Source organism: Pseudomonas sp. NPDC089401 (assembly GCF_044749485.1).
GTDB lineage: Bacteria > Pseudomonadota > Gammaproteobacteria > Pseudomonadales > Pseudomonadaceae > Aquipseudomonas.
On the sequence record NZ_JBIVIA010000001.1, the window covers coordinates 858,920 to 882,272 of the forward strand.

22 protein-coding genes are annotated in these 23,353 nt (G+C 65.6%); 19 read left to right on the top strand and 3 right to left on the bottom strand.

Annotated elements, in window-relative coordinates; translation table 11 throughout:
- Positions 1–74: 74 nt before the first annotated feature.
- The gene (locus tag ACIP21_RS03975) at positions 75–272 is read right to left on the bottom strand and encodes a 2-hydroxymuconate tautomerase (protein ID WP_400684188.1); all 198 of its coding nucleotides are present in this window, start codon (positions 270–272) and stop codon (positions 75–77) included.
- Positions 273–634: 362 nt separating this feature from the next.
- Here ACIP21_RS03975 and ACIP21_RS03980 point away from each other — a divergent pair, with 362 nt between their 5' ends.
- The 13 genes from ACIP21_RS03980 to ACIP21_RS04040 all read left to right on the top strand — a co-directional run bounded on the left by ACIP21_RS03980 (position 635) and on the right by ACIP21_RS04040 (position 15,389).
- Positions 635–2,716: a hydantoinase/oxoprolinase family protein gene (locus tag ACIP21_RS03980; protein ID WP_400684190.1), complete on the top strand. Its 2,082-nt coding sequence runs from the start codon at positions 635–637 to the stop codon at positions 2,714–2,716.
- A 16-nt stretch (positions 2,717–2,732) separates the two neighbouring features.
- Positions 2,733–4,439: a hydantoinase B/oxoprolinase family protein gene (locus ACIP21_RS03985; protein ID WP_400684193.1), complete on the top strand. Its 1,707-nt coding sequence runs from the start codon at positions 2,733–2,735 to the stop codon at positions 4,437–4,439.
- Between the two features lie 78 nt (positions 4,440–4,517).
- On the top strand, positions 4,518–5,006 hold the full coding sequence (locus ACIP21_RS03990) for a RidA family protein (protein WP_400684195.1): 489 nt from the start codon (positions 4,518–4,520) through the stop codon (positions 5,004–5,006).
- 71 nt (positions 5,007–5,077) lie between these two features.
- Positions 5,078–5,908 carry an amino acid ABC transporter ATP-binding protein gene (locus ACIP21_RS03995; RefSeq protein ID WP_400684197.1) on the top strand — a complete coding sequence of 277 codons (831 nt, stop codon included), beginning with the start codon at positions 5,078–5,080 and terminating at the stop codon, positions 5,906–5,908.
- Positions 5,909–5,916: 8 nt separating this feature from the next.
- A complete protein-coding gene (locus tag ACIP21_RS04000) occupies positions 5,917–6,588 on the top strand; it encodes an amino acid ABC transporter permease (RefSeq protein ID WP_400684200.1) in 672 nt (223 codons plus the stop codon).
- A gap of 13 nt (positions 6,589–6,601) precedes the next feature.
- Positions 6,602–7,267, top strand: coding sequence for an amino acid ABC transporter permease (locus ACIP21_RS04005; protein ID WP_400684203.1), 666 nt, complete (start codon positions 6,602–6,604; stop codon positions 7,265–7,267).
- Positions 7,268–7,311: 44 nt separating this feature from the next.
- A complete protein-coding gene (locus ACIP21_RS04010) occupies positions 7,312–8,643 on the top strand; it encodes an NAD(P)/FAD-dependent oxidoreductase (RefSeq protein ID WP_400684205.1) in 1,332 nt (443 codons plus the stop codon).
- A gap of 6 nt (positions 8,644–8,649) precedes the next feature.
- Entirely contained in the window at positions 8,650–9,681 is a 1,032-nt protein-coding gene (locus ACIP21_RS04015) for a proline racemase family protein (RefSeq protein WP_400684207.1), read from the top strand.
- 77 nt (positions 9,682–9,758) lie between these two features.
- Entirely contained in the window at positions 9,759–10,634 is an 876-nt protein-coding gene (locus ACIP21_RS04020; protein ID WP_400684209.1) for a shikimate dehydrogenase family protein, read from the top strand.
- A 13-nt stretch (positions 10,635–10,647) separates the two neighbouring features.
- The gene (locus ACIP21_RS04025) at positions 10,648–12,054 is read left to right on the top strand and encodes a glycerate kinase (RefSeq protein WP_400684211.1); all 1,407 of its coding nucleotides are present in this window, start codon (positions 10,648–10,650) and stop codon (positions 12,052–12,054) included.
- Between the two features lies 1 nt (position 12,055).
- On the top strand, positions 12,056–13,330 hold the full coding sequence (locus ACIP21_RS04030) for a phosphopyruvate hydratase (RefSeq protein ID WP_400684213.1): 1,275 nt from the start codon (positions 12,056–12,058) through the stop codon (positions 13,328–13,330).
- A 34-nt stretch (positions 13,331–13,364) separates the two neighbouring features.
- A complete protein-coding gene (locus ACIP21_RS04035; protein WP_400684215.1) occupies positions 13,365–14,486 on the top strand; it encodes a tyramine oxidase subunit B in 1,122 nt (373 codons plus the stop codon).
- Between the two features lie 57 nt (positions 14,487–14,543).
- Positions 14,544–15,389: a sugar phosphate isomerase/epimerase family protein gene (locus tag ACIP21_RS04040; RefSeq protein WP_400684216.1), complete on the top strand. Its 846-nt coding sequence runs from the start codon at positions 14,544–14,546 to the stop codon at positions 15,387–15,389.
- 106 nt (positions 15,390–15,495) lie between these two features.
- Here the strand turns inward: ACIP21_RS04040 and ACIP21_RS04045 are convergent, their stop codons facing one another.
- Both ACIP21_RS04045 and ACIP21_RS04050 read right to left on the bottom strand, forming a co-directional pair.
- Positions 15,496–15,813 carry a winged helix-turn-helix domain-containing protein gene (locus ACIP21_RS04045; protein ID WP_400684217.1) on the bottom strand — a complete coding sequence of 106 codons (318 nt, stop codon included), beginning with the start codon at positions 15,811–15,813 and terminating at the stop codon, positions 15,496–15,498.
- A gap of 172 nt (positions 15,814–15,985) precedes the next feature.
- On the bottom strand, positions 15,986–17,074 hold the full coding sequence (locus tag ACIP21_RS04050; protein WP_400684218.1) for an asparaginase: 1,089 nt from the start codon (positions 17,072–17,074) through the stop codon (positions 15,986–15,988).
- A 388-nt stretch (positions 17,075–17,462) separates the two neighbouring features.
- Between ACIP21_RS04050 and ACIP21_RS04055 the strand changes: the two genes are divergently transcribed.
- From ACIP21_RS04055 to rbsD, 6 genes are read left to right on the top strand one after another with little or no spacing between them, the layout of a single operon-like run.
- Complete coding sequence (locus tag ACIP21_RS04055) at positions 17,463–18,419, top strand: sugar ABC transporter substrate-binding protein (RefSeq protein WP_400684220.1); 957 nt, start codon at positions 17,463–17,465, stop codon at positions 18,417–18,419.
- Positions 18,420–18,438: 19 nt separating this feature from the next.
- Complete coding sequence (locus ACIP21_RS04060; protein WP_400684221.1) at positions 18,439–19,992, top strand: sugar ABC transporter ATP-binding protein; 1,554 nt, start codon at positions 18,439–18,441, stop codon at positions 19,990–19,992.
- Positions 19,989–20,984 carry an ABC transporter permease gene (locus ACIP21_RS04065; protein WP_400684223.1) on the top strand — a complete coding sequence of 332 codons (996 nt, stop codon included), beginning with the start codon at positions 19,989–19,991 and terminating at the stop codon, positions 20,982–20,984. The genes ACIP21_RS04060 and ACIP21_RS04065 overlap by 4 nt, the downstream gene beginning before the upstream one ends.
- Positions 20,985–20,988: 4 nt before the next feature.
- Positions 20,989–22,011: a LacI family DNA-binding transcriptional regulator gene (locus ACIP21_RS04070; RefSeq protein ID WP_400684225.1), complete on the top strand. Its 1,023-nt coding sequence runs from the start codon at positions 20,989–20,991 to the stop codon at positions 22,009–22,011.
- A 9-nt stretch (positions 22,012–22,020) separates the two neighbouring features.
- A complete protein-coding gene (rbsK, locus tag ACIP21_RS04075) occupies positions 22,021–22,929 on the top strand; it encodes a ribokinase (protein ID WP_400684228.1) in 909 nt (302 codons plus the stop codon).
- The gene (gene rbsD / locus ACIP21_RS04080; RefSeq protein ID WP_400684230.1) at positions 22,926–23,324 is read left to right on the top strand and encodes a D-ribose pyranase; all 399 of its coding nucleotides are present in this window, start codon (positions 22,926–22,928) and stop codon (positions 23,322–23,324) included. The genes rbsK and rbsD overlap by 4 nt, the downstream gene beginning before the upstream one ends.
- The last annotated feature ends 29 nt before the right edge of the window (positions 23,325–23,353 follow it).

The window sequence follows — 23,353 nt, forward strand, 5'->3', positions numbered from 1 at the left end:
GCTGCGCGGCCCTTTCGCGACACAAGGCCGCTCCTACACGGCCGGTGTCCGCGGGGCAACGCCGGTGCCATCCCTCAATCAGCCGGCTTCACCACCGAGTTCATGACCCCCCCGACCGCCCAATCCGAGCGGTCATACTCGCTGATGATCACCTGGATGTGTTCTTCCGGGCATCGCGCGATTCTCGACGTCTCCCGTGTCAGCGCTGCTGCCAGCTCGTTCTTCTGCTCCTGCGACCTGCCACTGAGCAGTTCCACTCTCACTATCGGCATCTGAAGACCCTCGTTTCTGATCGGTTACGTGGCTGATTTTCAGCGTTCTTGAAGTCGACTAAATGTCGACATCATGCTGTTCCTGATCTGTTTTCCTGTCAATAACCGCCCCGATCAATGTGTCGTTTTTGATTTTTTGAAAATTATTAATCCATAAAAATCAATCAGCTAACTTTTAGTTCATACGTTTTTGCGACAAGCACGGTTGACACTTGTCGGCATTAGGTCGACAAAATATACGCAGACGAAATGGCACGCGGCAGGCAAGAACGGCCCGCTAGTTCGGATTCAGCCGAACCCCTCTGCCTGTCGAGATTTCGCGATACGACATACCGCGCACTCACTGAACGGATGGACTGAATATGGCAAGCGCACGCATTGGCGTTGATATCGGTGGCACGTTCACCGACCTGGTTCTGCTCGATGACGAAGGTCAGGTCACCTTCACCAAGGTTTCGTCCACCCCCGCTGCACCCGAGGAGGCCGTGCTGACCGGTGTTGCACGCATCCTGGAGCAAGCCGGGCTTGCCACCAGCGACGTCACCGAGGTGCTGCATGGCACCACCGTCGGCTCCAACACCATGTTGCAGAAGGTCGGCGCGAAGTGCGGCCTGATCACCACCAAGGGGTTCCGCGACGTGCTTGAGATCGGCCGGGTCCGTACCCCCACCATGTTCGACCTGTCCTGGGACAAGCCGGTGCCGCTGGTCGAGCGCCGCTACCGCTACGAGATCGACGAGCGTGTGCTGGCCAGCGGCGAAGTGCTGCGTGCCACCCCGCTCGATGAAGTGCTGCAGGCCGGCCGCTTCTTCCAGCGCGAAGGGGTCGAGTCGGTCGCCATCTGCTTCATCAACGCGTACAAGAACAAGGCCAACGAAGCCGCAGCCCTGGAAGCGTTCCAGCAACACTTTCCGGACATCAGCGTCACCGCGTCGATCTCCGTGCTGCCTGAAATGCGCGAGTACGAGCGCACCTCCACCACCGTGGTCAACGCCTACGTGCTGCCGGCCCTGCGCACCTACCTGCAACGCCTGGAGTCGGGCCTCAAGCGCATCGGCGTGAAGGCGCCGCTGCTGGTGAGCAACTCCAACGGCGGCCTGTCCAGCGCCAGCATCGCCCAGGACACCCCGGTGTTCTTCATCTCCTCCGGCCGTTCGGCCGGTGTGGTCGGCGCCGGCCGCCTCGGCCAGGCCCGCAACGACAAGGACCTGGTGGTGTTCGACATGGGCGGCACCACCGCTTCGGCCTCGCTGATCCACAACGGCGAACTGGCCCGCACCAATGAGTACGAGTTCCGCGCTGGCATCTCCACGCCGAGCCGCTTCATCAAGGCCGGCGGCTACATGATGCGCGTACCGACCATCGACGTGGCGGAGGTCGGCAGTGGCGCAGGCTCCATCGCCTGGCTCGATGCCGGTGGCCTGCTCAACGTCGGCCCGGTGTCTGCAGGTGCCTTCCCAGGCCCGGTGTGCTACGGCATCGGCGGCGAAAAACCTACCGTGACCGACGCCAACGCAATTCTCGGCTTCCTGCCGCAGAGCCTGGCCAGCGGTACCATGCAACTCAACATCGGTGCGGCCCGCGATGCGGTCGAGACCTTGCTGGCCGGCCCGCTGGGCATCAGCGTCGAGGAGGCCGCAGTGGGCATCCGCGAGGTGGTCAACGTCAACATGGCGCGCACCATCAAGGCGGTGACCGTCGAGCGCGGCGTCGACCCGCGTGACTTCACCCTGACCGCTTTCGGCGGCTCTGGCCCGGTGCATGCCTGCGACCTGGCCCGCGCCCTGGACATGAAGCGCGTGGTGTTCCCGGCCGCGCCGGGCGTGTTCACCGCCATGGGCATGCTGGCCGGTGCGGTGGAGCGTTACTTCGTGCACCCGTCGCTGCAGCAGCTCGACAACCTGGACCTGGCCGTGCTGGAGCAGCAAGTCGCCAAGATGCGCGCCCAGGCCCAGGAGGCCCTGGCCGCCGAAGGCTACAGCGCCGACCGCATCGAGTACGTCTTCGACCTCGACATGCGTTTCCGTGGCCAGGACTACGAACTGCCGGTGCGCGTGCCGGCCAAGCTCGACGAGTCGGCCCGCGCGCAACTGCGCAGCGACTTCCTGGCCGCCTACACCGCGATGTACGGCTATGCCTCCAAGGACTCCATCGAGTGCGCCAGCCTGCGCCTGCTGGCACGTGGCGTCGCGACCAAGACCCTCGACTTCAATGACCTGCGCACCCGCAAGGGCACGGTCCAGGCCGCCGAAGCGAGCACCCGCAAGGTGTACTTCGATCGCCAGAGCGGCTGGGTCGATACCCCCATCCTGCCGCGTGCGGCGTTGACCGGCGAGGTCGTCGGCCCGGTGATCCTCGAAAGCACCGACACCACCATCGTCATTCCCCCTCGCTGGCGCGCCACCGTCGACTCGATCGGCAGCGTAATCGCCACCCTGGCCTGATCTCTGAGGAATAGCCATGACACAACGTAACGTTGACCCCATCACGTTTGCCGTCGTCAAGAATGCGCTGGACACCATCGTCGACGATATGGCCTTCGCGGTGATGCGCACCGCGCGCTCGCCGATCATCCGCGACGTGCTCGACTACTCGGTGACCATGTGCGACGCCGCCGGGCGCATCCTGGCCCAGGCCAAGACCGTGGCCCTGCACCTGGGCGCGGTGCCTGACGCAATCGATGTGATCATTGCCAAGTACGCCGACAATGTCGCGCCGGGCGATGTGATCATCCTCAACGACCCCTATGAAGGCGGCATGCACCTGCCGGACATCTTCATGTTCAAGCCGATCTTCTTCAAGGATCGCCTGCAGGGCTTCTCGGTGGTGATCGCCCACCACTGCGACGTCGGTGGCCGGGTGCCGGGCTCCAACGCCGCCGACTCCACCGAGATCTACCAGGAAGGCCTGCGTATTCCGCCGACCAAGCTGTACACGGCCGGTGTAGAGAACGAGACGCTGTTCGAAATCATCAAGAAGAACGTGCGCCTGCCCGACCTGGTGCTGGGCGACCTGGGCGCGCAGCTGGCCACCTGCAACATCGGCGAGCGTGAACTGGTGCGGCTGTTCGACCGCTACGGCGAACAGGGCCTGCGCGACTACTTCGACGAACTGCTCGACTACGGCGAGCGCCTGACCCGCAAGGCCATCGAAGCCTGGCCGGACGGTACCTACGCGTTCCTCGACCACATCGACAACGACGGTTTCAGCGAAACGCCGATCCCGATCCAGTGCGCCGTCACGGTCAAGGGCGATCGCCTGTCGGTGGACTTCGCCGGCTCATCGAAACAGGTGCGCGGCGCGATCAACTCGACCCTGTCGTTCGTCAAGTCGGCCACCTACCTGAGCATCCGTTGCGCGCTGGATGCCGATGTGCCGAACAATGCCGGGGTCTACCGCTGCATCGACATCACCGCGCCGCAAGGCTCGATCCTCAACCCGGACATGCCGGCCCCGGTGGCCGCCCGGGCCCTGACCGGCTACCGGGTGGTGGACTGCGTACTGGGCGCGGTGGCGCAGATCGCGCCGAAGAAGGTGATGGCGGCAGGCGAGGGCGGCAACACCGTGATCGCCCTCAGTGGCTACGTCGAGAATTCCATCGAGCCGTACATCCTGGTCGACATGATCAACGGCGCCTGGGGCGGCCGGCACAACAAGGACGGCATCGAAGGGGTCACCAACCCGTCGCAGAACATGTCGAACATGCCGATCGAAACCCTCGAGGCGCGCTACCCGATCGTCATGGAAGCCTACGGCTTCGCCACCGACTCCGGCGGCGCCGGCGAGTACCGCGGTGGCCTGGGCCTGGTCCGCGAGTACCGCATCCTCTCCGAGGAAGTCGTTGCGCAGATCCGCTCCGACCGCGCCGTGCATGCCCCCTACGGCTTGTTCGGCGGCAAGCCCGGCGCCTGTTCGGCCAACTACCTGCGGGTCAACAACGAACTGCAGCCGCTGCCGAGCAAGTTCACCATGAACCTGGGCCGTGACGCGATCATCCGCCACGAGCAGGCCGGTGGTGGCGGCTATGGCGACCCGCTCAAGCGCCGCTTCGAGCTGATCGAGCAGGACCTGGCCAACGGCAAGATCACCCAGGCCTATGCCGAGCGCCATCACGGCGTGGTGTTCGCCAACGGCAAGCTGGACCGGGCGCATTCCCAGGCACGCTGACAGCCTCTCGGACCGGGCGTGGCAGGCCGCTGCCGCGCCCATTCAACGCCAACACACCGCGCAAGCAAGGGTGGGCAAATGACACAGACACTGAAGCAACGACTGGCCGCGCTGGGGCATGAGTACCCCGGTGCGCCCAAGCCCGGCGCCAACTTCGCCGCGACCCGCCAGGTCGGCAACCTGCTGTACGTCTCGGGGCAAGTGCCGGTTGCCGCTGGCGTCGACCGCTATGTCGGGCAACTGGGCGGCGACCTCTCGCTGGAGCAAGGCCAGGCGGCCGCAGCGCTGTGCGCGCTGAACATCCTGGTGCAGGTGGACCGCTTCGTGGCGGGCGACTTTGCCAAGGTGGCCGGTTGCGTGCGGCTCGGCGGTTTCGTCAACGCGGTCCCCGGCTTCGCCGACCATCCCAAGGTGCTCAACGGCGCCTCGGATTTGATCATCGGCGTGCTCGGCGAAGCCGGCCGGCATGCCCGTGCGGCGGTCGGCTGCAGCTCGCTGCCGCGCAACGTCGCCGTGGAAGTGGAGGCGATCTTCGAACTGGCCAGCGCTGCCGGGCAAGCGCAGTGAGGGGCGGCCCCTGTGCTGCACAGGGGCCTTCGAAGAACAACAACAAGACGCTGCGCCGCGAGGAAATTCCCATGTTCTCAACGGAAATCAAAGCTGTGACGACCTCTGCTCCTACCGCCCAGGGGGTGACCCCGCTGCCGGCCACTGGCGACTTCGTGCAGCTGCGCGATGTGTACAAAGCGTATGGCGAAAGCCTGGTGGTCATGGATGGCCTGAACCTGGACATGCGCGCCGATGACCGCCTGGTGATCATCGGCCCCAGCGGCAGCGGCAAAAGCACCTTGCTGCGGGTGATGATGGGCCTGGATGACATCCAGCGCGGGCAGATCAGCTTCCAGGGCCAGCCCTACATCAGCGGCGCCGGCAAGGGCCGCGCGCGTATCGACAGCCAGCTGCAGAAGCAGATCGGCATGGTCTTCCAGCACTACACGCTGTTCCCCCACCTGTCGGTGCTCAGCAACCTGATCCTGGCGCCGGTGAAGATCGCCGGGCTGTCCAAGGCCGAAGCCACCGAGCGTGCCCGCAAGTACCTGGCGCGCCTGGGTCTGGAAAGCAAGCTCAATGCTTACCCCTGCCAGCTGTCCGGTGGCCAGAAGCAGCGGGTGGCGATTGCCCGGGCGTTGATGCTCGAACCCAAGCTGATGCTGTTCGACGAGGTGACCTCGGCGCTGGACCCGGAAATGGTCATCGAAGTGCAGAACGTGATGCTGCAGCTGGCCGAACAGAAGATGGCGATGATCATCGTCACCCACGACATGCACTTTGCCCGCGACATCGCCACCCGCGTGGTGTTCTGCGCCAACGGCAAGGTGGTCGAACAGGGGCCGCCGGCGCAGCTGTTCAAGTCGCCGAAGCAGCCGCGGACCCGGGAATTCCTGGAGAAAGTCCTTCACCTGGAGTGAGACAGGCCATGCACTACCAATTCGATTTCGCGTTCCTGCAGCACAGCATCGGGGTGTTGTTCGAAGGGTTGAAGGTGACCCTGCAGCTCGCCCTGGCCGCCAACCTGATGGGCCTGGTGCTGGGCTTTCTCCTGTGCCTGCTGGTGATGAGCCGTTGGGCCATCCTGCGCTGGCCGGCGCAGCTGTTCATCGAGTTCTTCCGCTGCACCCCGGCGTTGCTGCAGATCGTCTGGTTCTTCTACTGCATCCCGATGATGGTCGACGTGTTCATCGACCCGCTGCTCATGGGCATCCTGGCCCTGGGCCTGAACCTCACCGCGTTCAACGCCGAGGCCTATCGGGCCGGGGTGCAGGCGGTGCCGCGCGAGCACCTGGATGCCTGCACGGCGCTGGGCCTCAGGCCGTTCCACCGGACCTTCTACGTGGTGCTGCCGCAGGCGCTGCGCTCGGCCCTGCCGGTGCTGCTGACCAACGGCATCGGTTCGCTGCAACAGAGCGCGCTGGTGGCGATCGTCGCCATTTCCGACTTGATGTACGTGGCCAAGGGCCTGGCGACCGATGCCTATCGCCCGCTGGAAACCTACTCGGTGGTGGCGCTGGTGTACTTCGCGCTGTCGCTGCCGATCTCGAAACTGGCCCACCTGATCGAGCGTCGCCAGGACGCCGCGATGCAGCGCTGAGGGAGGGGAAACCATGGACCTGAATTTTTCCGCGGTACTGCCGTTCTGGAACGTGCTGCTCGAAGGCCTGGCCCTGACGGTGGCCTTCACCTTCGGCTGTGCGCTGCTGGGCAGCCTGATCGGCTTCATCCTCAGCCTGCTGAAACTGTCCCCTTCGCGCTGGGTCAGCTGGCCGGTGACCCTGTACGTCGAGTTCTTCCGCGGAACGCCGCTGCTGATCCAGCTGTTCTGGATCTTCTTCTGCCTGCCGGTGGTGTTCCGCCTGGCGATCCCGGCCTACGCCTCGGTGGCCCTCGCGCTGACCCTGTTCATGGCGGCGATCACCTGCGAGACGTTCCGCGGCGCGCTGAAGTCGATTGCCAGCGAGCAGCACGATGCCTGCGTGGCGTTGGGCCTGAACCGCTCGGTGAAGACGCTGTACGTGATCTTCCCGCAGACCTTGCTGCGCGCCGTACCGCCGCTGCTGTCGAACGTGGTCAGCCTGTTCAAGGAGAGTGCATTGATCTCCTCGGTGGGCGTGGCCGACCTGATGTTCGTCGGCCAGAACATCTCCAACAGCACGGCGCGGCCGATCGAGTTCCTCACGGTCACCGGGCTGATCTACTTCGCCATCGCTTTCCCGCTGACGCGCCTGGTCGGGCTGGTCGAGCAGCGCCTGTTGCGCCGTTACGCCTACTGATCATGTCGTTGACCGACCTCTTTCGCTGCATGGGAGTGCTTGAGTTGAATACTGGATTACCTTCGCAAGACGTCGGAACAGGCGCAGCCGTGGTGGTGGGTGGCGGCATCGTCGGCATCTGCTGCGCGTTGTCGCTGCAGCGCGATGGCCACCGGGTGACGCTGGTGGACCCGGCCGCACCGGGTGACAGCACCGCCAAATGGAGCTGCGGGCAGATCTCCCTGGGCGAGATCATTGCGCTGTCCAAGCCGGGCATCCTGCGCAAGATCCCGGGCTGGCTGCTCGACCAGAGCGGGCCGCTGGCCCTGCGCCCGGCCGCGTTGCCTGGGCTGCTGCCCTGGTTCCTGCGCTTTGTCGGCAATGCCCGGCATGAGCGGATCGTGGAGATCGCCACGGCCATGGCCTCGCTGACCCATCATGTGCTGGCCGACTACGGCCGTCTGCTCGATGGCCTGGACGATCAGAACTTGATCATTCAACGCCCGGTGCTGCAGGTGTTCGACAGCAAGGCCGGCGTGGAACATGAGCGCGGCCACAACGAGATCCGCCGCGCGCTGGGCTTCAACAGCCAGGTGCTGGGCGGCGCCGAGATCGGCGACCTGGAGCCGGTGCTGGCGGGCAAGTTCGAGCACGGCATCCTGTTGCCCCAGTGGCGCTTCGTCAGTGACACCGAAGGCTTCATGGTGGCGCTCACCGAGCGTTTCGTCGCCCAGGGCGGGCGCCGGGTGCGGGGCAAGGTGGCGCGCCTGGACGAGGCGGGCGGGCGCGCCAGCGGGGTGACCCTGGACAGCGGCGAACGCCTCCCCGCCGAGCACCTGGTGGTCGCGGCGGGGGCAGGGGCCAGGGCGTTCTTCGCGCAACTGGGGGTAAGCGTGCCGCTGCAGCCGGTGGCCGGCTACCAGGCGCTGGTGCGTGACGCAGGCGTGTCGTTCAACCATTCGGTGATCTACGGCGACGGTGGCTTCTGCTTCACCCCCATGAGCCGCGGCTTGCAGATCGGCGGCACCATCGAGTTCGCCGGCAACAGCCCCAAGCCGAACTTCAGGCGTGCGCAGATCATCCTCGACAAGGCCCGGCGCCTGCTGCCGCAGCTGCACACCGACAACGTCGAGTTCGGTGTCGGCTACCGGCCGCTGCTGCCCGACACCAAGCCGATCATCGACCGCTGCCGGCGCCTGCCGAACGTGTTCATGGCGGTCGGCCACGGCCAGCTGGGGTTGACCCTGGGCGCGACCACTGGCCGCCTGATCGCGGACCTGGTCGCCGGCCGCAGCGCGGCAGTGGACCTCAGCCCGTTCAGTGCCTACCGCTTTGGCGGCGACCCGTCCCAAGGCAACCCCGAGCACAAACGCTTCAGCGAAAACCTTCAGAGGTAGAACACCATGCGTTGGAAAAAATCGCTTCAGGTCGTCGGGGTGCATTGCGAAGGCGAGATCGGCAAGGTCATCACCGGTGGTGTGCTGGATATCCCCGGCAAGACCCTGCTCGACAAGATGAACTACATCAACGAGGTCGACGACAGCCTGCGCAAGCTGGTGGTGCTCGAACCCCGTGGTTGCCTGCAGATGTCGGTCAACCTGCTGCTGGCGCCGACCCACCCGGACGCCCATGCCGGCTTCATCGTGCTGCAGGCCGACAAGGCCCACCCGATGTCGGGCAGCAATTCGATCTGCGTGGTGACCACGCTGCTGGAGATGGGCATGGTGCCGATGCAGGAGCCGGAAACGACCGTGGTCCTCGATACCCCGGCCGGGCTGGTGACCGCGCGGGCCACCTGCAAGGACGGGCGCTGCCTGAGTGTGTCGCTGGACATGGTGCCGGCCTTCGTCGAGCAACTGGATGTCGAGGTCGAGACCGCCGAACACGGCGTGATCCGGGCCGACCTGGCCTTCGGCGGGGTGTTCTACGCGCTGGTGGATGTCGAGCAGACCGGCCTGACCATCGAGCCGCGCCACGCCCGTCAGCTGGCCGACCTGGGCGTGGCCCTTCGCGACCAGATCAACCGCCAGTGCCGCGTGCAGCATCCGCTGTACCCGCAGATCGACAAGGTGGCCTACGTGATGTTCCGTCACCGCGTCAGCGACAGCGCCTACCAGACCTGCACCACCTTGCCGCCAGGCCGGGTCGACCGCTCGCCCTGTGGCACCGGCAGTTCGGCCAACCTCGCCACCTTGGCCGCCCGAGGCCTCGTCGAAACCGGCAGCCAGCTGACCTCGCACTCGATCATCGGCAGCGAGTTCAAGGTTCAGATGCGCGGCACCAGCGAGGTGGCCGGCAGGCCGGCGGTGCTGCCGCGCGTGGAGGGCCGCGCCTGGATCTACAGCATCGAGCAGCATGGCGTCGATCCGGACGACCCGCTGGCGGGCGGCTTCATGCTCAGCGATACCTGGGGCGAAGGCTTCCCCGCGCCCTGAGTTGAGCCGCGCACTTCAGGCTGCCCTGGCCTGAGGTGGCGCCAGCGTCTTCATCACCACTTTTCAAGGAGTCTTCAATGACTACTGGGCACACTCGCGTCTTTTTCATGGTGGCAGACCCGATCGAACAGGTGCGCACGCCGGAAATCTTCAACAAGGTCCTGCCGCTGTGCGGCGTCGATGCGGTGATGGTGCCGCTGCAGGTGGCCCCCGAACACCTGGTCGATACCGTGCGCGCGCTGTTCCGCTCCAACACCACGGCCGGCATGGTGCTGTCGATCCCGCACAAGACCTGCGCCGCCGGGCTGGTGGACAAGCGCAGCAAGATCGCCGCCACCGCCAATGCGGTGAACGCCATCCGGCGTAATGCCGACGGCAGCTTGGAAGGGGCGCTGTTCGACGGCCTGGGCTTCGTCAAGTCGCTGGACCGCTACCGCATGCCCTACGAGGGCAAGCGCGTGCTGATCATTGGTGCCGGCGGCGCCGGCTCGGCCATCGCCACTTCCCTGGCCGCAGGTGGCCCGGCGCAGATTTCGGTGTACGACCCCGATACCGCCAAGGCCCGCCAGGTGACCGAGGCAATCCGCGAGCATTTCGCGGTGGCGGCCGAGGCCACCGGCAGCAACGACCCGGCCGGTTTCGACCTGGTGATCAATGCCTCGCCGCTGGGCCTGAAGCGCGACGACCCGCTGCCGGTGCCCGTGGCTGCGCTGCAGCCCGGCACGCAAGTCTGCGACATCCTCATGAAGAACCAGCCGACGCCGTTGCTGCAGGCGTCCATCGAGCAGGGCCTGCAGGTACAGCCCGGCTTCGACATGTTGATTCTGCAAACGCCGCTGTTCTTCGACTTCTTCGGCCTCGAACACGTGGCGAATCATTTGCGCCGCGACGATTCGGCCGTGCGCGAGATGCTGTTTCCCAAAGAACTTCACCGCTTGGTCGAACCGGCCTGACTCAGGAATTGAAATGAACAAGATTCGTAATTTCCGGGAATTGCTTCAAGTCGGCGACAGCCGCTCGCGCCAGATCGTGCTGGAGATCGCCGACCAGACACTCACGCGCCTGGACGGGTACCAGCGTATCCGCAGCATCATGCGGCTGGAGGGCGATGTGCTGCATGTGGGGTCGCGTAGCTGGGACTTGCGGCACAAGCGCAACATCTACCTGTTCGGCGCCGGCAAGGCCTGCAACCACATGGCCATGGCCGTCGACCATGTGCTGGGCGATCGGCTCACCCGTGGCATCGCCATCGTCAAGATCCACGAGGCCAGCGACCGCTTCGGCAAGACCGACGTCTACGTGGGCGGTCATCCGCTGCCCAACGAGGAGGGCTACCGCGCCTCGCGGGAGATCATCCGCATCGTCGAGCAGGCGAGCAAGGATGACCTGTTCATCGCCGTCATCAGCGGTGGCAGCTCGGCGCTGATGTCCTGCCCACGCGACGGCATCAGCCTGCAGGATGAGATCGACGCCACCGACATCATGCTCAAGTCGGGGGCTGGCATCTATGAGATCAACGCAGTGCGCCGGCATATCTCCGCGCTCAATGGCGGCATGCTCGCCAAGCGCATTCAGGACATCGGCGCCGAACTGATCGGCATCGGCATCAGCGATGCGGTCGGCACGCCCGCCACCGGCGATATCGGTGAGCCGTACCAGGCCTACAAGAGCACCCCGATCGGGCCCGATGCCACGACGCTGGAAGATGCCAGGGCGACCCTGGTCAATTTCGACCTGGCCGACAAGCTGCCTCGCAGCATCGTCGACTACCTGAACACCGTGGGGCCGGAAGGGGAGACGCCCAAGGCCTTCCCAGGCAACACCTACTACCTGCTCAACACCCTGCCGGACTCGTGCATCTACGCCAAGCAGACGTGTGAGGCGATGGGCATTCCGGCCCTGATCGTGTCGTCGTTCCTGGAAGGCGAAAGCCGTGATGCCGGCACCTTCATGGCCGCGATGGCGCGGGAAATCCAGGCCTACGGCAACCCGATCAAGCCGCCTTGCGTGCTGCTGAGCTCAGGCGAAGTCACCACGCAGATTCTCGACAGCTCGGTGATCAAGGGCCATGGCGGGCCTGGCCAGGAGATGGCCGTCGGCTTCGCCATCGCGGCGGCCAAGGCGCCTGGTGCCTGCCTGCTGTCCATCGACAGCGAAGGCACCGACGGCACCACCCAGGTCGCCGGCGGCCTCAGCGATTCGCAGAGCCTCGCCGCGGCCCGGGCACAGGGCATCAACCTGTACCAGGCCCTGCGCGAGCACAGCACCTTCGAGGCGCTCGAGGCCATCAAAGGCGCCATTTTCACCGGCAACACCGGCACCAACCTGTGCGACCTCAACATCGTCTACGTGCCTGCCCTGGGGGGTGAATGACATGGCTGACAAGATCGTTTCGGTAACCGCCCAGCAGATCATCGACTGCAAATGCCGGCCGGCGGTGGAAGTGGAGATCCGCACCGAAAGTGGCGCCGTGGGCCGCGGTGCGGCGCCCACCGGGACCTCCGTCGGCATGCACGAGGCCTTCGTGCTGCGCGATGGCGACTGCTCGTCGTACCGCGGCCTGAGTGTGCACAAGGCCGTGGATGCAGTGGCCAAGGTGATCGCCCCGGCCATCATCGGCCTGGACGTCAACGACCAGCGCACGATCGACCAGGTGATGATCAACCTGGACGGCACTGCGGACAAACACGTGCTGGGCGGCAACGCGATCTACTCCACCTCGATCGCCGCGTTTCGCGCGGCGGCGGACGCCAAGCGCATTCCGCTGTACAACCATATCGCCGGTGGCGCGATCGGCACCGTGCCGGTGCCCTGTTTCAACGTGGTCAATGGCGGCAAGTACAGCGACTTCACCCAGTCGTTCAACGAGTTCCTGATCGTCCCTTACAAGACCGCCAGCATCGACCATGCGGTGGAGATGGCCGTCGATGTGTTCCTGGCGCTCAACGACGTGCTCACCGAGTACCTGGGGCATAAACCGGCCGTGGCCAGTTCCTATGGCTACGCCGCGCCTTCGGACGACCCTGAGGTGGTGTTGCGCCTGATGCGCCAGGCCATCGAGCGCACCCCGCACCGTGGCGCGATCGCCTTTGCCCTGGATTGCGCATCGAGCGAGTTCCATGACAAGGCAACCGGCACCTACCTGCTGAAGGGGCAACGGGTCACGGCGGCCGAGTTGATCGACTACACCCGCCAGCTGACCGAACAGTTCGATTTTGTCTTCATCGAAGACCTGCTGGACGAGAATGACTGGGACGGTTACCAACGCGCCAAGCGCGAACTGGTGCGCACCTTGATTCTGGGTGACGACCTCACGGTGACCAACCTGGGCTTCCTGCAAAAGGCCTACGACCTGCAAGCAGTCGACGGTTTCATTCTCAAGCCCAACCAGGTCGGCACCATCAGCGAAGCGCTGGACGCTTACCGCTTCGCCGCCCAGCACGGAATGATCGCGGTGCCGTCCGGGCGCTCCGGCGGTGTGGTCGACGATGTGGTGATGGACCTCTCGGTCGGCCTGCAGGTGCCGTTTCAGAAGAACGGCGCACCGCGCTCGGGCGAGCGCATCGAAAAGCTCAATTTCCTCATGCGGGCCAGTGCGCGCAGCGAAGGCTGTCGCCTGTACGACATCCAGCCGCTGTTGCGCTTCTGACCGATCACTCCTTCCTGGCTAGCGAGAACACACCATGTATCCGAAGATCGATTTCACCTACCTGTCCGAAGCCGACATGATCGCGGCCGGCGTGCTGGATGCCGAGCGTTGCGTGGCTGTCTGCGAAGAAACCTTCAGCCTGCTGGGCAAGGGCGACTACCTGATGGGTGGCGCCAACCACAACAGCCACGGCCTGAATATCGTGTTCCCCAAGCAAAGCCGCTTCCCCAACATGCCGCTGGCCGGCCCTGACCGCCGCTTCGCGGCCATGCCGGGTTACCTGGGCGGTCGCTTCGATGTGTGCGGCAACAAATGGTACGGCTCCAACCACGCGAACATGGAAAAAGGCCTGCCGCGCTCGGTGCTGACCATGATGCTCAACGACAAGGACACCGGCGCACCCCTGGCGCTGATGTCGGCCAACCTGCTCAGCGCCGCGCGCACCGGCGCCGTGCCGGGGGTAGGCGCCAGGCACCTGGCCAACCCCGACAGCAAGCGCCTGGCCGTGGTCGGCTGCGGGCCGATCAACAAGGCCTGCTTCTCGGCGATCATCACCCAGACCAAGGCCGTGGAGGAGGTGGTGTGTTTCGACCTGTTCCTGGAAAAGGCCAACGAGTTTGCCGCCTGGGTGACTGAAACCCATGGCATCAGCGCCCGCGGCACGGACGATACCGAGACCGGTTTTCGCGATGCCGATGTCATCACCGTGGCGGCTTCGCGGCTCAAGCCGTTGTACTTCAAGGATGAGTGGATCAAGGCCGGCGCCACCGTACTGGTGTCCGGGCCGGTCAACACCGACGAGTCGTTCCTTACCAGTGCGCGCATCGTCTACGACCACACGCCGCTGCACGAGGCCTACGTGGAAGATGCCATCGGTTCCGGCAACAAGGACGGTTATTACAGTGGCGTGATCGGTGGCCCGCTGTATCGCCTGATCGACGCCGGCAAGCTGCCTGCGCTCAGCGACTCCACCGGCCTGGGCGACATCGTCAACGGCAACAAGGCCGGCCGTGGCCAGGCATCCGACCGGGTAATGTTCATCGCCTGCGGCATGGCGGTGTTCGATATCAGCTGGGGCTACGAAGTGCTGCAGACCGCCAACGGCAAAGGCATCGGCGCCAGGCTCAACCTCTGGGACGCACCGCACCAGGGATGACCAGGCCAGCGCTGCGGCACCTGCACCGGACTTGAACAGCAAAAAGGACAGCCTCGAATGAATCAGCAGCTGGATCTATCACGTTTTGCCATCAACCAGATCACCACGCCGTCCTGGTCGATGCCCCAGGCCATCGATGGCTATGCCCGTGAAGGCGTGACCGGCATTGCCGTGTGGCGGCACTTCATGGACGACTACGGGGTCGCCGAAACGGCCCGCCACCTGAAGGACGCCGGCATGTGGGTCGCCTCGTTGTGCACCAGCGCCTGGTTCAACGACGCAGCTTCGGCGGGCGGTATCGCCAAGGGCCTGGAGGCCAACCGCAAGATCCTCGACCAGGCCGCGCGGATCGGCGCCCCTTGCGTGGTCATGGTCGTCGGTGCCATGCCCGACGGCGAGAAGGACCTCGCCGGGCACCGAGCGCGGGTTCGCGATGCCTTGGGCGAGCTGGCGCCGTACGCACGCGAGGTCGGGGTGAAACTGGGCCTGGAACCGCTGCACCCGATGTACGCGGGCAGCCGCAGCGTGTTGAACCGCATGCAGGATGCCAATGACCTGTGCGACTGGCTGGGCGATGCCGCCAGCATCGTCGCCGATGCCTACCACTGCTGGTGGGACCCCGACTTCGAGGACCAGCTGCGGCGTACAGGCCAGCAGCGCTTGAGCACCTTCCACCTGTGCGACTGGCTGGCCGAAACTCGCAACCTCAGGGACCGCGGCATGGTAGGCGAGGGGGTGATCGATTTCGCCCGGCTGCGCAGCGTGCTCGACGAGATCGGCTACGACGGCCCGTTCGAGCTCGAGCTGTTCTCGGAGCTGGACTGGTGGCGGCGTGCGCCAGAGGAAACCGTGCGCATCGGCATCCAGCGCTGCGCGCCTTTCGTTGGTCCGCGTGTTCGGTAGTTGTCGAGGAGAACGCCTGACCGGGGGCGGCAGCCTGGTCAGAGCGCCTTTGGGCGGGGCGCTCGGCGACTTTGGCGTAAGGCTGAAGATGCTGGGTTGCCCACGTTCATCGGCTGGCCGCGCTCTGCAGGCAGATGCCCTTGCCGCGGTAGGTCCTGATTTCGAATGCCGACTTCAACGCGGTGAGAACGCTGCGCAGGTAGTGCACCTGAACTTCAATGATCTTGGTGCCGGGGTCGAAGTCATAACCCCAGATGCGCTTGTAGATGGTTTGACGGCTGACGACCTGTCCTGCGTTTTCCAGCAGCAGTTGCAGCAGCCGGCAGGGCGTCGCTTTCAACGCGCGGTTGGCATCGCCGCAGAACACTTCGTTTGCAGGCACGTTCAATGACAGGAGCTGGCCACAGGTCGAGCGAATGGCCACGACCTGAGCATGGTTGATTGGAACGCTGTTCACCCGGAAACCGCACGCTCTGCTGGACTCAAGAAGCGGAATGCTAGCTTGTGTGCAGAGATGAATGCAACGTACCGTTTGGTTAGTCGATGGGCTGCAGAAGCCGGCGCACGGGAGCGCACCGGCTTGCCGAAATGGCCTGTCAGTACTCCCAGAAAATCCGCTGCAGTTCCTTGCTATCCTGGGTCTTGGTCATCGCCACCATCGCCAGAATCCGGGCCTTTTGCGGGTTCAGATCATGCGCCACGACCCAGTCGTACTTGTCGTCCGGTTGCTCGGCATTACGCAGTACGAAGCCGCCCTGGTTGACGTGCGAGGAGCGAATGATCTGCACGCCGTTCTTGTGCAGCTCCTGCAATGCCGGCACTACCCGCGACGACACCGAGCCATTGCCGGTGCCGGCGTGGATGATCGCCTTGGCGCCGCTTTGCGCCAGCGCCTTGTAGGCGGTATCGCTGACGTTGCCGTAGCTGTAGGCGATGTCCACCTGGGGCAGGGCGCTGATCTGCTTGATGTCGAACTCCGACTGGGTGGTGTGGCGCTTGGCCGGCAGGCGGAACCAGTACGACTTGCCTTCCACCACCATGCCCATCGGGCCCCAGGCGCTCTTGAAGGCTTCGGTCTTGATGTTCACCGACTTGCTCACATCGCGCCCCGACTGGATCTCGTCGTTCATGGTCACCAGCACGCCCTTGCCGCGCGACTGCTTGTCGCTGGCCACGGCCACGGCGTTGTACAGGTTGAGCATGCCGTCGGCGGACATGGCGGTGCCCGGGCGCATCGAGCCGACCACCACGATCGGCTTGTCGGTCTTCTCCACCAGGTTGAGGAAGTAGGCGGTTTCTTCCAGGGTGTCGGTGCCGTGGGTGATGACGATGCCATCCACGTCGTTGCTGTCGGCCAGTTCGGCGACGCGCTTGGCGAGCTTGAGCAGGTCGTCGTTGGTGATGCTCTCGGAGGCGATCTGCATCACCTGCTCGCCGCGCACGTTGGCCAGGTCGGCCAGTTCCGGCACGCCGGCGATCAGCTTGTCGACGCCGAGCTTGGCGGCCTGGTAGGTGGCGCTGTTGGCGGCGCTGGCGCCGGCGCCGGCAATGGTGCCGCCGGTGGCGAGGATGACCACGTTGGCCAGCTTCTGCTGGGTTTCGGCTTCCTTGGCAGAGACGCTGGCGGGCAGGATCAGAAACAGCGCCAGGGCGCTGGGAGCGAAAGTCTTCAGTGCAGCATTCATGATTATTGTTCTCTCTCTTCCTAATGAGATGGTTGCTGTATCGCGCCAACAGCCAGGCAGATTTCGTACCAGCCTTGCCCGGTCTGTGGTAGGAGCGGCCTTGTGTCGCGAAAGGGCTGCGCAGCGGCCCCGGCGATTACTGCTGCGAAGCTGAAAACCCGGGGGCGCTTCGCCCCCCTTTCGCGACACAAGGCCGCTCCTACTGGGCATTCCATTCGGAACCTCGAACAAGCATAGGAAAAGGTGTTCGGTTTTTCGGTTTTTTTCTGGATAATCAAGATGACCCTAGCCAGCGAAACGGATTTGACAAAACCAGGTCTTGTTCCCATAGTTAGTCAACGCAAACGTTTGCGATCCGATAAAAACACAAGATTCGGAGTCATTTCCCATGAAGCTGCCGTTCCCCGGTCGTCTGCTGGCACTCGCCATCGTCTCCTCGCTGTCCCTCGCCCTGCCACTGTCGGCCGCCCACGCCGAAGACAAGCCCAAGGTCGCCCTGGTCATGAAATCCCTGGCCAACGAATTCTTCCGCACCATGGAAGACGGCGCCAAGGACTACCAGAAAGGCCACGCCAACGAATTCGACCTGGTCGCCAACGGCATCAAGAACGAAACCGACACCGGCGAGCAGATCCGCATCGTCGAGCAGATGGTCAACTCGGGCGCCAAGGCCCTGGTGATTGCCCCGGCCGACTCCAAGGCACTGGTCTCGGCGGTGAAGAAGGCCATGGACCAGGGCGTGATCGTCATCAACATCGACAACCGCCTCGACCCCGACACGCTGAAAAGCAAAGGCATCAGCGTGCCCTTCGTAGGGCCTGACAACCGCAAGGGCGCGCGCCTGGTCGGCGACTACCTGGCCGAGCAGAAGCTCAAGGCCGGCGACCAGGTCGGCATCATCGAAGGCGTGCCGACCACCACCAACGCCCAGCAGCGTACCGCCGGCTTCAAGGACGCCATGGACGCCGCGCAGATGAAGATCGTCTCGGTGCAGTCCGGCAACTGGGAGATCGACAAGGGCAACGCCGTCGCCGCCTCGATGCTCAACGAATACCCCGACCTCAAGGCCCTGCTGGCCGGCAACGACAGCATGGCCCTGGGCGCGGTCTCGGCCGTGCGCGCCGCCGGCAAGGCCGGCCAGGTGCAAGTGGTCGGCTACGACAACATCAATGCCATCAAGCCGATGCTCGCCGACGGCCGTGTGCTTGCCACCCTCGACCAGGCGGCCAGCGAGCAGGCGGTGTTCGGCATCCAGGCGGCGCTTAAGATGCTCAAGGGCGAGAAGCCGGACGTCGACGCCGACAACGTCATCCAGACCCCAGTCAAACTGATCACCAAGCCCTGACCTAGCAGGAGTACTGGCCATGTCGGTATCGGCCAATGAAGTGGTGCTCGACGCCAGCGGCCTGGGCAAAAGCTACGCCCAGCCCGTGCTCGGCGACGTCGACCTGACCCTGCGCGCCGGCGAAGTGCTGGCGCTGACCGGGGAGAACGGCGCCGGCAAGAGCACCTTGTCCAAGCTCATCAGCGGCCTGGAAACCCCCACCACCGGGCACATGACCTACCGCGGCCAGCCCTACGCCCCGGCCAGCCGCAGCGAGGCCGAGCGCCTCGGCGTGCGCATGGTGATGCAGGAACTGAACCTGCTGCCGACCCTGACCGTGGCCGAGAACCTGTTCCTCGACAACCTGCCCAGCCGCTTCGGCTGGATCAGCCACAAGCGCCTGCGCCAGCTGGCCACGGCGGCCATGGCCCAGGTCGGTCTCGATGCCATCGACCCGGACACCCCGGTCGGCGAACTGGGCATCGGCCACCAGCAGATGGTCGAGATCGCCCGCAACCTGATCGGCGACTGCCATGTGCTGATCTTCGACGAACCCACGGCCATGCTCACCGCCCGCGAGGTGGAGCTGCTGTTCACCCAGATCGAACGCCTGCGCGCCCGTGGCGTGGCCATCGTCTACATCTCCCACCGCCTCGAAGAACTGCAGCGCGTGGCCCAGCGCATCGTCGTGCTGCGCGACGGCAAGCGGGTGTGTGACGAGCCCATCCAGCGCTACGGCAGCGCCGAGCTGGTCAACCTGATGGTCGGCCGCGAGCTGGGCGAGCATATCGACCTGGGCCGGCGCACGATCGGCGCGCCGCTGCTCAAGGTCGACAACCTGAGCCGCGGCGACAAGGTCCGTGACGTGTCGTTGCAGGTCAGGGCAGGGGAGATCTTCGGCATCTCCGGCCTGATCGGCGCCGGGCGCACCGAGCTGCTGCGGCTGATCTACGGCGCCGACCGCGCCGACAGCGGCAGTATCGCCATCGGCCAGCCGCTGCAGGTGGTGACCATCGACTCGCCCAGGGCCGCGGTAAAGGCGGGCATCGCCCTGATCACCGAGGACCGCAAGGGCGAAGGCCTGCTGCTGTCGCAATCGATCAGTGCCAACATCGCCCTCGGCAACCTGGGCGCCGTGTCCCGCGCCGGGGTACTCGACCGCGAGGCGGAAAAGGCCCTCGCCGAGCGGCAGATCAGCGCCATGCGCATCCGCAGCGCCAGCCCCGCCCAGGCGGTCGGCGAGCTGTCCGGTGGCAACCAGCAGAAGGTGGTGATCGGCCGCTGGCTGGAACGCGATTGCCAGGTGCTGCTGTTCGACGAGCCGACCCGCGGCATCGACGTCGGCGCCAAGTTCGACATCTACGGCCTGCTGGCGGAGCTGGCGCGCCAGGGCAAGGCCCTGGTGGTGGTGTCCAGCGACCTGCGCGAGCTGATGCTGATCTGCGACCGCATCGCCGTGCTCTCCGCCGGCCGCCTGATCGACACCTTCGAACGCGATGACTGGAGCCAGGACCAACTGCTGGCCGCCGCCTTCGCCGGATACCAGAAACGTGATGCCCTGCTGCACGATGCAGCACCCAGGATGGACGCATGAAAACCACACCCCTCGACACCCCCGGCGCCACCCCCGCGCGCCGCAGCGGCACCTACTTCGGCCTGGGCACCTACCTGGGCCTGGCCGGCGCCTTGCTGGCGATGATCGTGCTGTTCTCGTTGCTCAGCAGCCACTTCTGGTCGTACGCCACGTTCAGCACCCTGGCCAACCAGATCCCCGACCTGATGGTGCTGGCGGTGGGCATGACCTTCATCCTGATCATCGGCGGCATCGACCTGTCGGTGGGCTCGGTGCTGGCCCTGGCGGCGTCCACGGTCAGCGTGGCGATCCTCGGCTGGGGCTGGGGCGTGCTGCCGGCGGCCTTGCTCGGCATGGCCATCGCCGCCCTGGCGGGCAGCGTCACCGGTGCGGTGACCGTGGCCTGGCGCATCCCCTCGTTCATCGTCTCGCTCGGCGTGCTGGAGATGGCCCGCGGCCTGGCCTACCAGTTCACCGACTCGCGCACCGCCTACATCGGCGATGCCTACGCCTGGTTCTCCAACCCGGTCGCCTTCGGCATCTCGCCGGCGTTCCTGATCGCCCTGCTGGTGATCGTGGTCGCCCAGCTGGTGCTGACCCGCACCGTGTTCGGCCGCTACCTGATCGGCATCGGCACCAACGAAGAAGCCGTGCGCCTGGCCGGCATCGACCCGCGCCCCTACAAGGTGCTGGTGTTCGCCCTGATGGGCGTGCTCGCAGGCCTCGCCGCGCTGTTCCAGATCTCGCGCCTGGAGGCCGCCGACCCCAACGCCGGCTCCGGCCTGGAGCTGCAGGTGATCGCCGCCGTGGTGATCGGCGGCACCAGCCTGATGGGCGGGCGCGGCTCGGTGATCAGCACCTTCTTCGGTGTGCTGATCATTTCCGTGCTGGCCGCAGGCCTGGCGCAGATCGGCGCGTCGGAACCGACCAAACGCATCATCACCGGGGCGGTCATCGTCATCGCCGTGGTGCTCGACACTTATCGCAGCCGGCGTGCAGGCCGGCGGAACTGAACCCATGGCAACCATCAAAGACGTCGCGGCACTCGCGGGCATTTCCTACACCACGGTGTCCCATGTACTGAACAAGACCCGCCCGGTCAGCGAGCAGGTAAGGCTCAAGGTCGAGGCGGCGATCGTCGAGCTCGACTACGTGCCCAGCGCCGTGGCCCGTTCGCTCAAGGCGCGCAGCACGGCGACCATCGGCCTGCTGGTGCCCAACAGCGTCAACCCCTATTTCGCCGAGCTGGCCCGGGGCATCGAGGATGCCTGCGAGCGCAACGGCTACTGCGTGATCCTGTGCAACTCCGACGACAACCCGCAAAAGCAGCGCAGCTACCTGCGCGTGCTGCTGGAAAAACGCATCGACGGCCTGGTGGTGGCCTCGGTGGGAGAGGATGCCGACCTGCTGCAGAGCCTGGCCTGCGTGCGCACGCCGATGGTCATCGTCGACCGCGAGCTGGAGGGCGTGGACGCCGACCTGGTGCGCATCGACCACGAGCAGGGCGCCTACCTGGCGACCCGCCACCTGCTGGAGCTGGGGCACCAGGACATCGCCTGCATCGGCGGCCCGGCCGAAACCGGTGTCAGCCAGCTGCGCCTGAACGGCTTTCGCCGCGCCATGGCCGAGGCCGGCGTGGCGGTGCTCGACAACCGCGTGCTGCATTGCGACTTCACCAGCCCGGGTGGCCACGCGGCGGCGGCGCAACTGCTCGAAGGCGACCGGCCGACGGCGATCTTCGCCGGCAACGACATGATCGGCTTCGGCGTGCTGCGCGCCGCGGCGGAACGCAATATCAACGTGCCGGGCGAGCTGTCGGTGATCGGCTTCGACGACATCGAGCTGAGCCGCTACGTGTACCCGCCGCTGACCACGGTCGGCCAGTCGATCCGCGAGCTGGGCGAGAACGCCGCCGCGCTGCTGCTCTCGCGCATCGCCAGGCCGAGCCGCGAGGGCGCCGAGCAGCGCATCGTCGCCCCGCGCATCGTGCTGCGCGAATCCACCGGGCCGCGCCCGGACCTGTTCAATGATTACCGCTAAGGAATCGCAATGAGTGCCAAGGTAGTGGTGGTCGGTAGCCTCAACATGGACCTGGTGGCCCGCGCCGAGCGGCTGCCACGGGCCGGCGAGACACTGGCCGGCGAAAGCTTCTTCACCGTGCCCGGCGGCAAGGGGGCCAACCAGGCGGTGGCCGTGGCGCGCCTGGGCGGCAGCGTGGCGATGGTCGGCAACGTCGGCGATGACGCCTATGGCGAGCAATTGCGCCGGGCCCTGGAAACGGAGGGCATCGATTGCCAGGCGGTGGGCGTGTGCCCGGGGGTGTCCAGTGGCGTGGCGCTGATCACCGTGGACGCCGCCAGCCAGAACTGCATCGTCATCATCCCCGGTGGCAATGGCTTGCTGACGCCGGAGTCGGTACAGCGCTTCGATGCCTTGTTGCAGGCGGCCGAAGTGATCATCTGCCAGCTCGAGGTGCCGCAAGAAACCGTGGCCTGGACCCTGGCCCGCGGGCACGCGCTGGGCAAGCGGGTGATCCTCAACCCGGCACCGGCCACTGGCCCGCTGCCGCCGGCCTGGTTCGCCCATATCGACTACCTCACCCCCAACGAAAGCGAGGCCGAGGCGCTGACCGGCGAGCCGGTCAACGACCTCGACAGCGCCCGCCGCGCCGGTGAGCGCCTGCTGCAACTGGGGGCGGGCAAGGTGATCGTCACCCTCGGTGCCCAGGGCGCCTTGTTCGTCAGCCGCGACGGCAGCCAGCATTTCCCTGCGCCGGTGGTGCAGCCGCTGGACACCACGGCGGCGGGCGATACCTTCATCGGCGGGTTCGCCGCGGCGCTGGTGCAGGGCAAGGGGGAGGGCGAGGCGATCGCCTTTGGCCAGCGTGCGGCGGCCTTGTCCGTCACCCGCGCCGGCGCCCAGCCGTCGATCCCCTACCTGGCGGAGTTGGCCCCATGAAGAAGACCGCGCTGCTCAATGTCGCCCTGTCGCGGACCATTGCCGGGATGGGCCATGGCGACATCCTGGTGATCGGCGATGCCGGGTTGCCGGTGCCGCCGGGGGTGGAACTGATCGACCTGGCGCTGACCCAGGGGATCCCGGATTTTGCCAGCGTGCTGCGCGCGGTGTTGAGCGAGTTGCAGGTGGAGCGGCATGTGCTGGCTGAAGAGATGCAGAAGGTCGTGCCGCCGGCGCTGGTCGAGATCGAGCGCCTCAAAGGCAAGCTGGGCAAGCGCGAGTGGCAGAGCCATGAAGACTTCAAGGTGCTCTCGCGCAGTGCCCGGGCGATTGTCCGCACCGGCGAATGTCAGCCCTACAGCAACATCGCCCTGATCTCCGGCGTGACCTTCTGACAGGCAAGACACTGAACTCGAAGGCATCT

What these genes read in the sequence shown, in the direction of transcription:
- ACIP21_RS03975 (WP_400684188.1), bottom strand. Translation starts at nt 272, where the DNA reads ATGCCGATAGTGAGAGTGGAACTGCTCAGTGGCAGGTCGCAGGAGCAG.
- ACIP21_RS03980 (WP_400684190.1), top strand. Translation starts at nt 635, where the DNA reads ATGGCAAGCGCACGCATTGGCGTTGATATCGGTGGCACGTTCACCGAC.
- ACIP21_RS03985 (WP_400684193.1), top strand. Translation starts at nt 2,733, where the DNA reads ATGACACAACGTAACGTTGACCCCATCACGTTTGCCGTCGTCAAGAAT.
- ACIP21_RS03990 (WP_400684195.1), top strand. Translation starts at nt 4,518, where the DNA reads ATGACACAGACACTGAAGCAACGACTGGCCGCGCTGGGGCATGAGTAC.
- ACIP21_RS03995 (WP_400684197.1), top strand. Translation starts at nt 5,078, where the DNA reads ATGTTCTCAACGGAAATCAAAGCTGTGACGACCTCTGCTCCTACCGCC.
- ACIP21_RS04000 (WP_400684200.1), top strand. Translation starts at nt 5,917, where the DNA reads ATGCACTACCAATTCGATTTCGCGTTCCTGCAGCACAGCATCGGGGTG.
- ACIP21_RS04005 (WP_400684203.1), top strand. Translation starts at nt 6,602, where the DNA reads ATGGACCTGAATTTTTCCGCGGTACTGCCGTTCTGGAACGTGCTGCTC.
- ACIP21_RS04015 (WP_400684207.1), top strand. Translation starts at nt 8,650, where the DNA reads ATGCGTTGGAAAAAATCGCTTCAGGTCGTCGGGGTGCATTGCGAAGGC.
- ACIP21_RS04020 (WP_400684209.1), top strand. Translation starts at nt 9,759, where the DNA reads ATGACTACTGGGCACACTCGCGTCTTTTTCATGGTGGCAGACCCGATC.
- ACIP21_RS04025 (WP_400684211.1), top strand. Translation starts at nt 10,648, where the DNA reads ATGAACAAGATTCGTAATTTCCGGGAATTGCTTCAAGTCGGCGACAGC.
- ACIP21_RS04030 (WP_400684213.1), top strand. Translation starts at nt 12,056, where the DNA reads ATGGCTGACAAGATCGTTTCGGTAACCGCCCAGCAGATCATCGACTGC.
- ACIP21_RS04035 (WP_400684215.1), top strand. Translation starts at nt 13,365, where the DNA reads ATGTATCCGAAGATCGATTTCACCTACCTGTCCGAAGCCGACATGATC.
- ACIP21_RS04040 (WP_400684216.1), top strand. Translation starts at nt 14,544, where the DNA reads ATGAATCAGCAGCTGGATCTATCACGTTTTGCCATCAACCAGATCACC.
- ACIP21_RS04050 (WP_400684218.1), bottom strand. Translation starts at nt 17,074, where the DNA reads ATGAATGCTGCACTGAAGACTTTCGCTCCCAGCGCCCTGGCGCTGTTT.
- ACIP21_RS04055 (WP_400684220.1), top strand. Translation starts at nt 17,463, where the DNA reads ATGAAGCTGCCGTTCCCCGGTCGTCTGCTGGCACTCGCCATCGTCTCC.
- ACIP21_RS04060 (WP_400684221.1), top strand. Translation starts at nt 18,439, where the DNA reads ATGTCGGTATCGGCCAATGAAGTGGTGCTCGACGCCAGCGGCCTGGGC.
- ACIP21_RS04065 (WP_400684223.1), top strand. Translation starts at nt 19,989, where the DNA reads ATGAAAACCACACCCCTCGACACCCCCGGCGCCACCCCCGCGCGCCGC.
- ACIP21_RS04070 (WP_400684225.1), top strand. Translation starts at nt 20,989, where the DNA reads ATGGCAACCATCAAAGACGTCGCGGCACTCGCGGGCATTTCCTACACC.
- rbsK (WP_400684228.1), top strand. Translation starts at nt 22,021, where the DNA reads ATGAGTGCCAAGGTAGTGGTGGTCGGTAGCCTCAACATGGACCTGGTG.
- rbsD (WP_400684230.1), top strand. Translation starts at nt 22,926, where the DNA reads ATGAAGAAGACCGCGCTGCTCAATGTCGCCCTGTCGCGGACCATTGCC.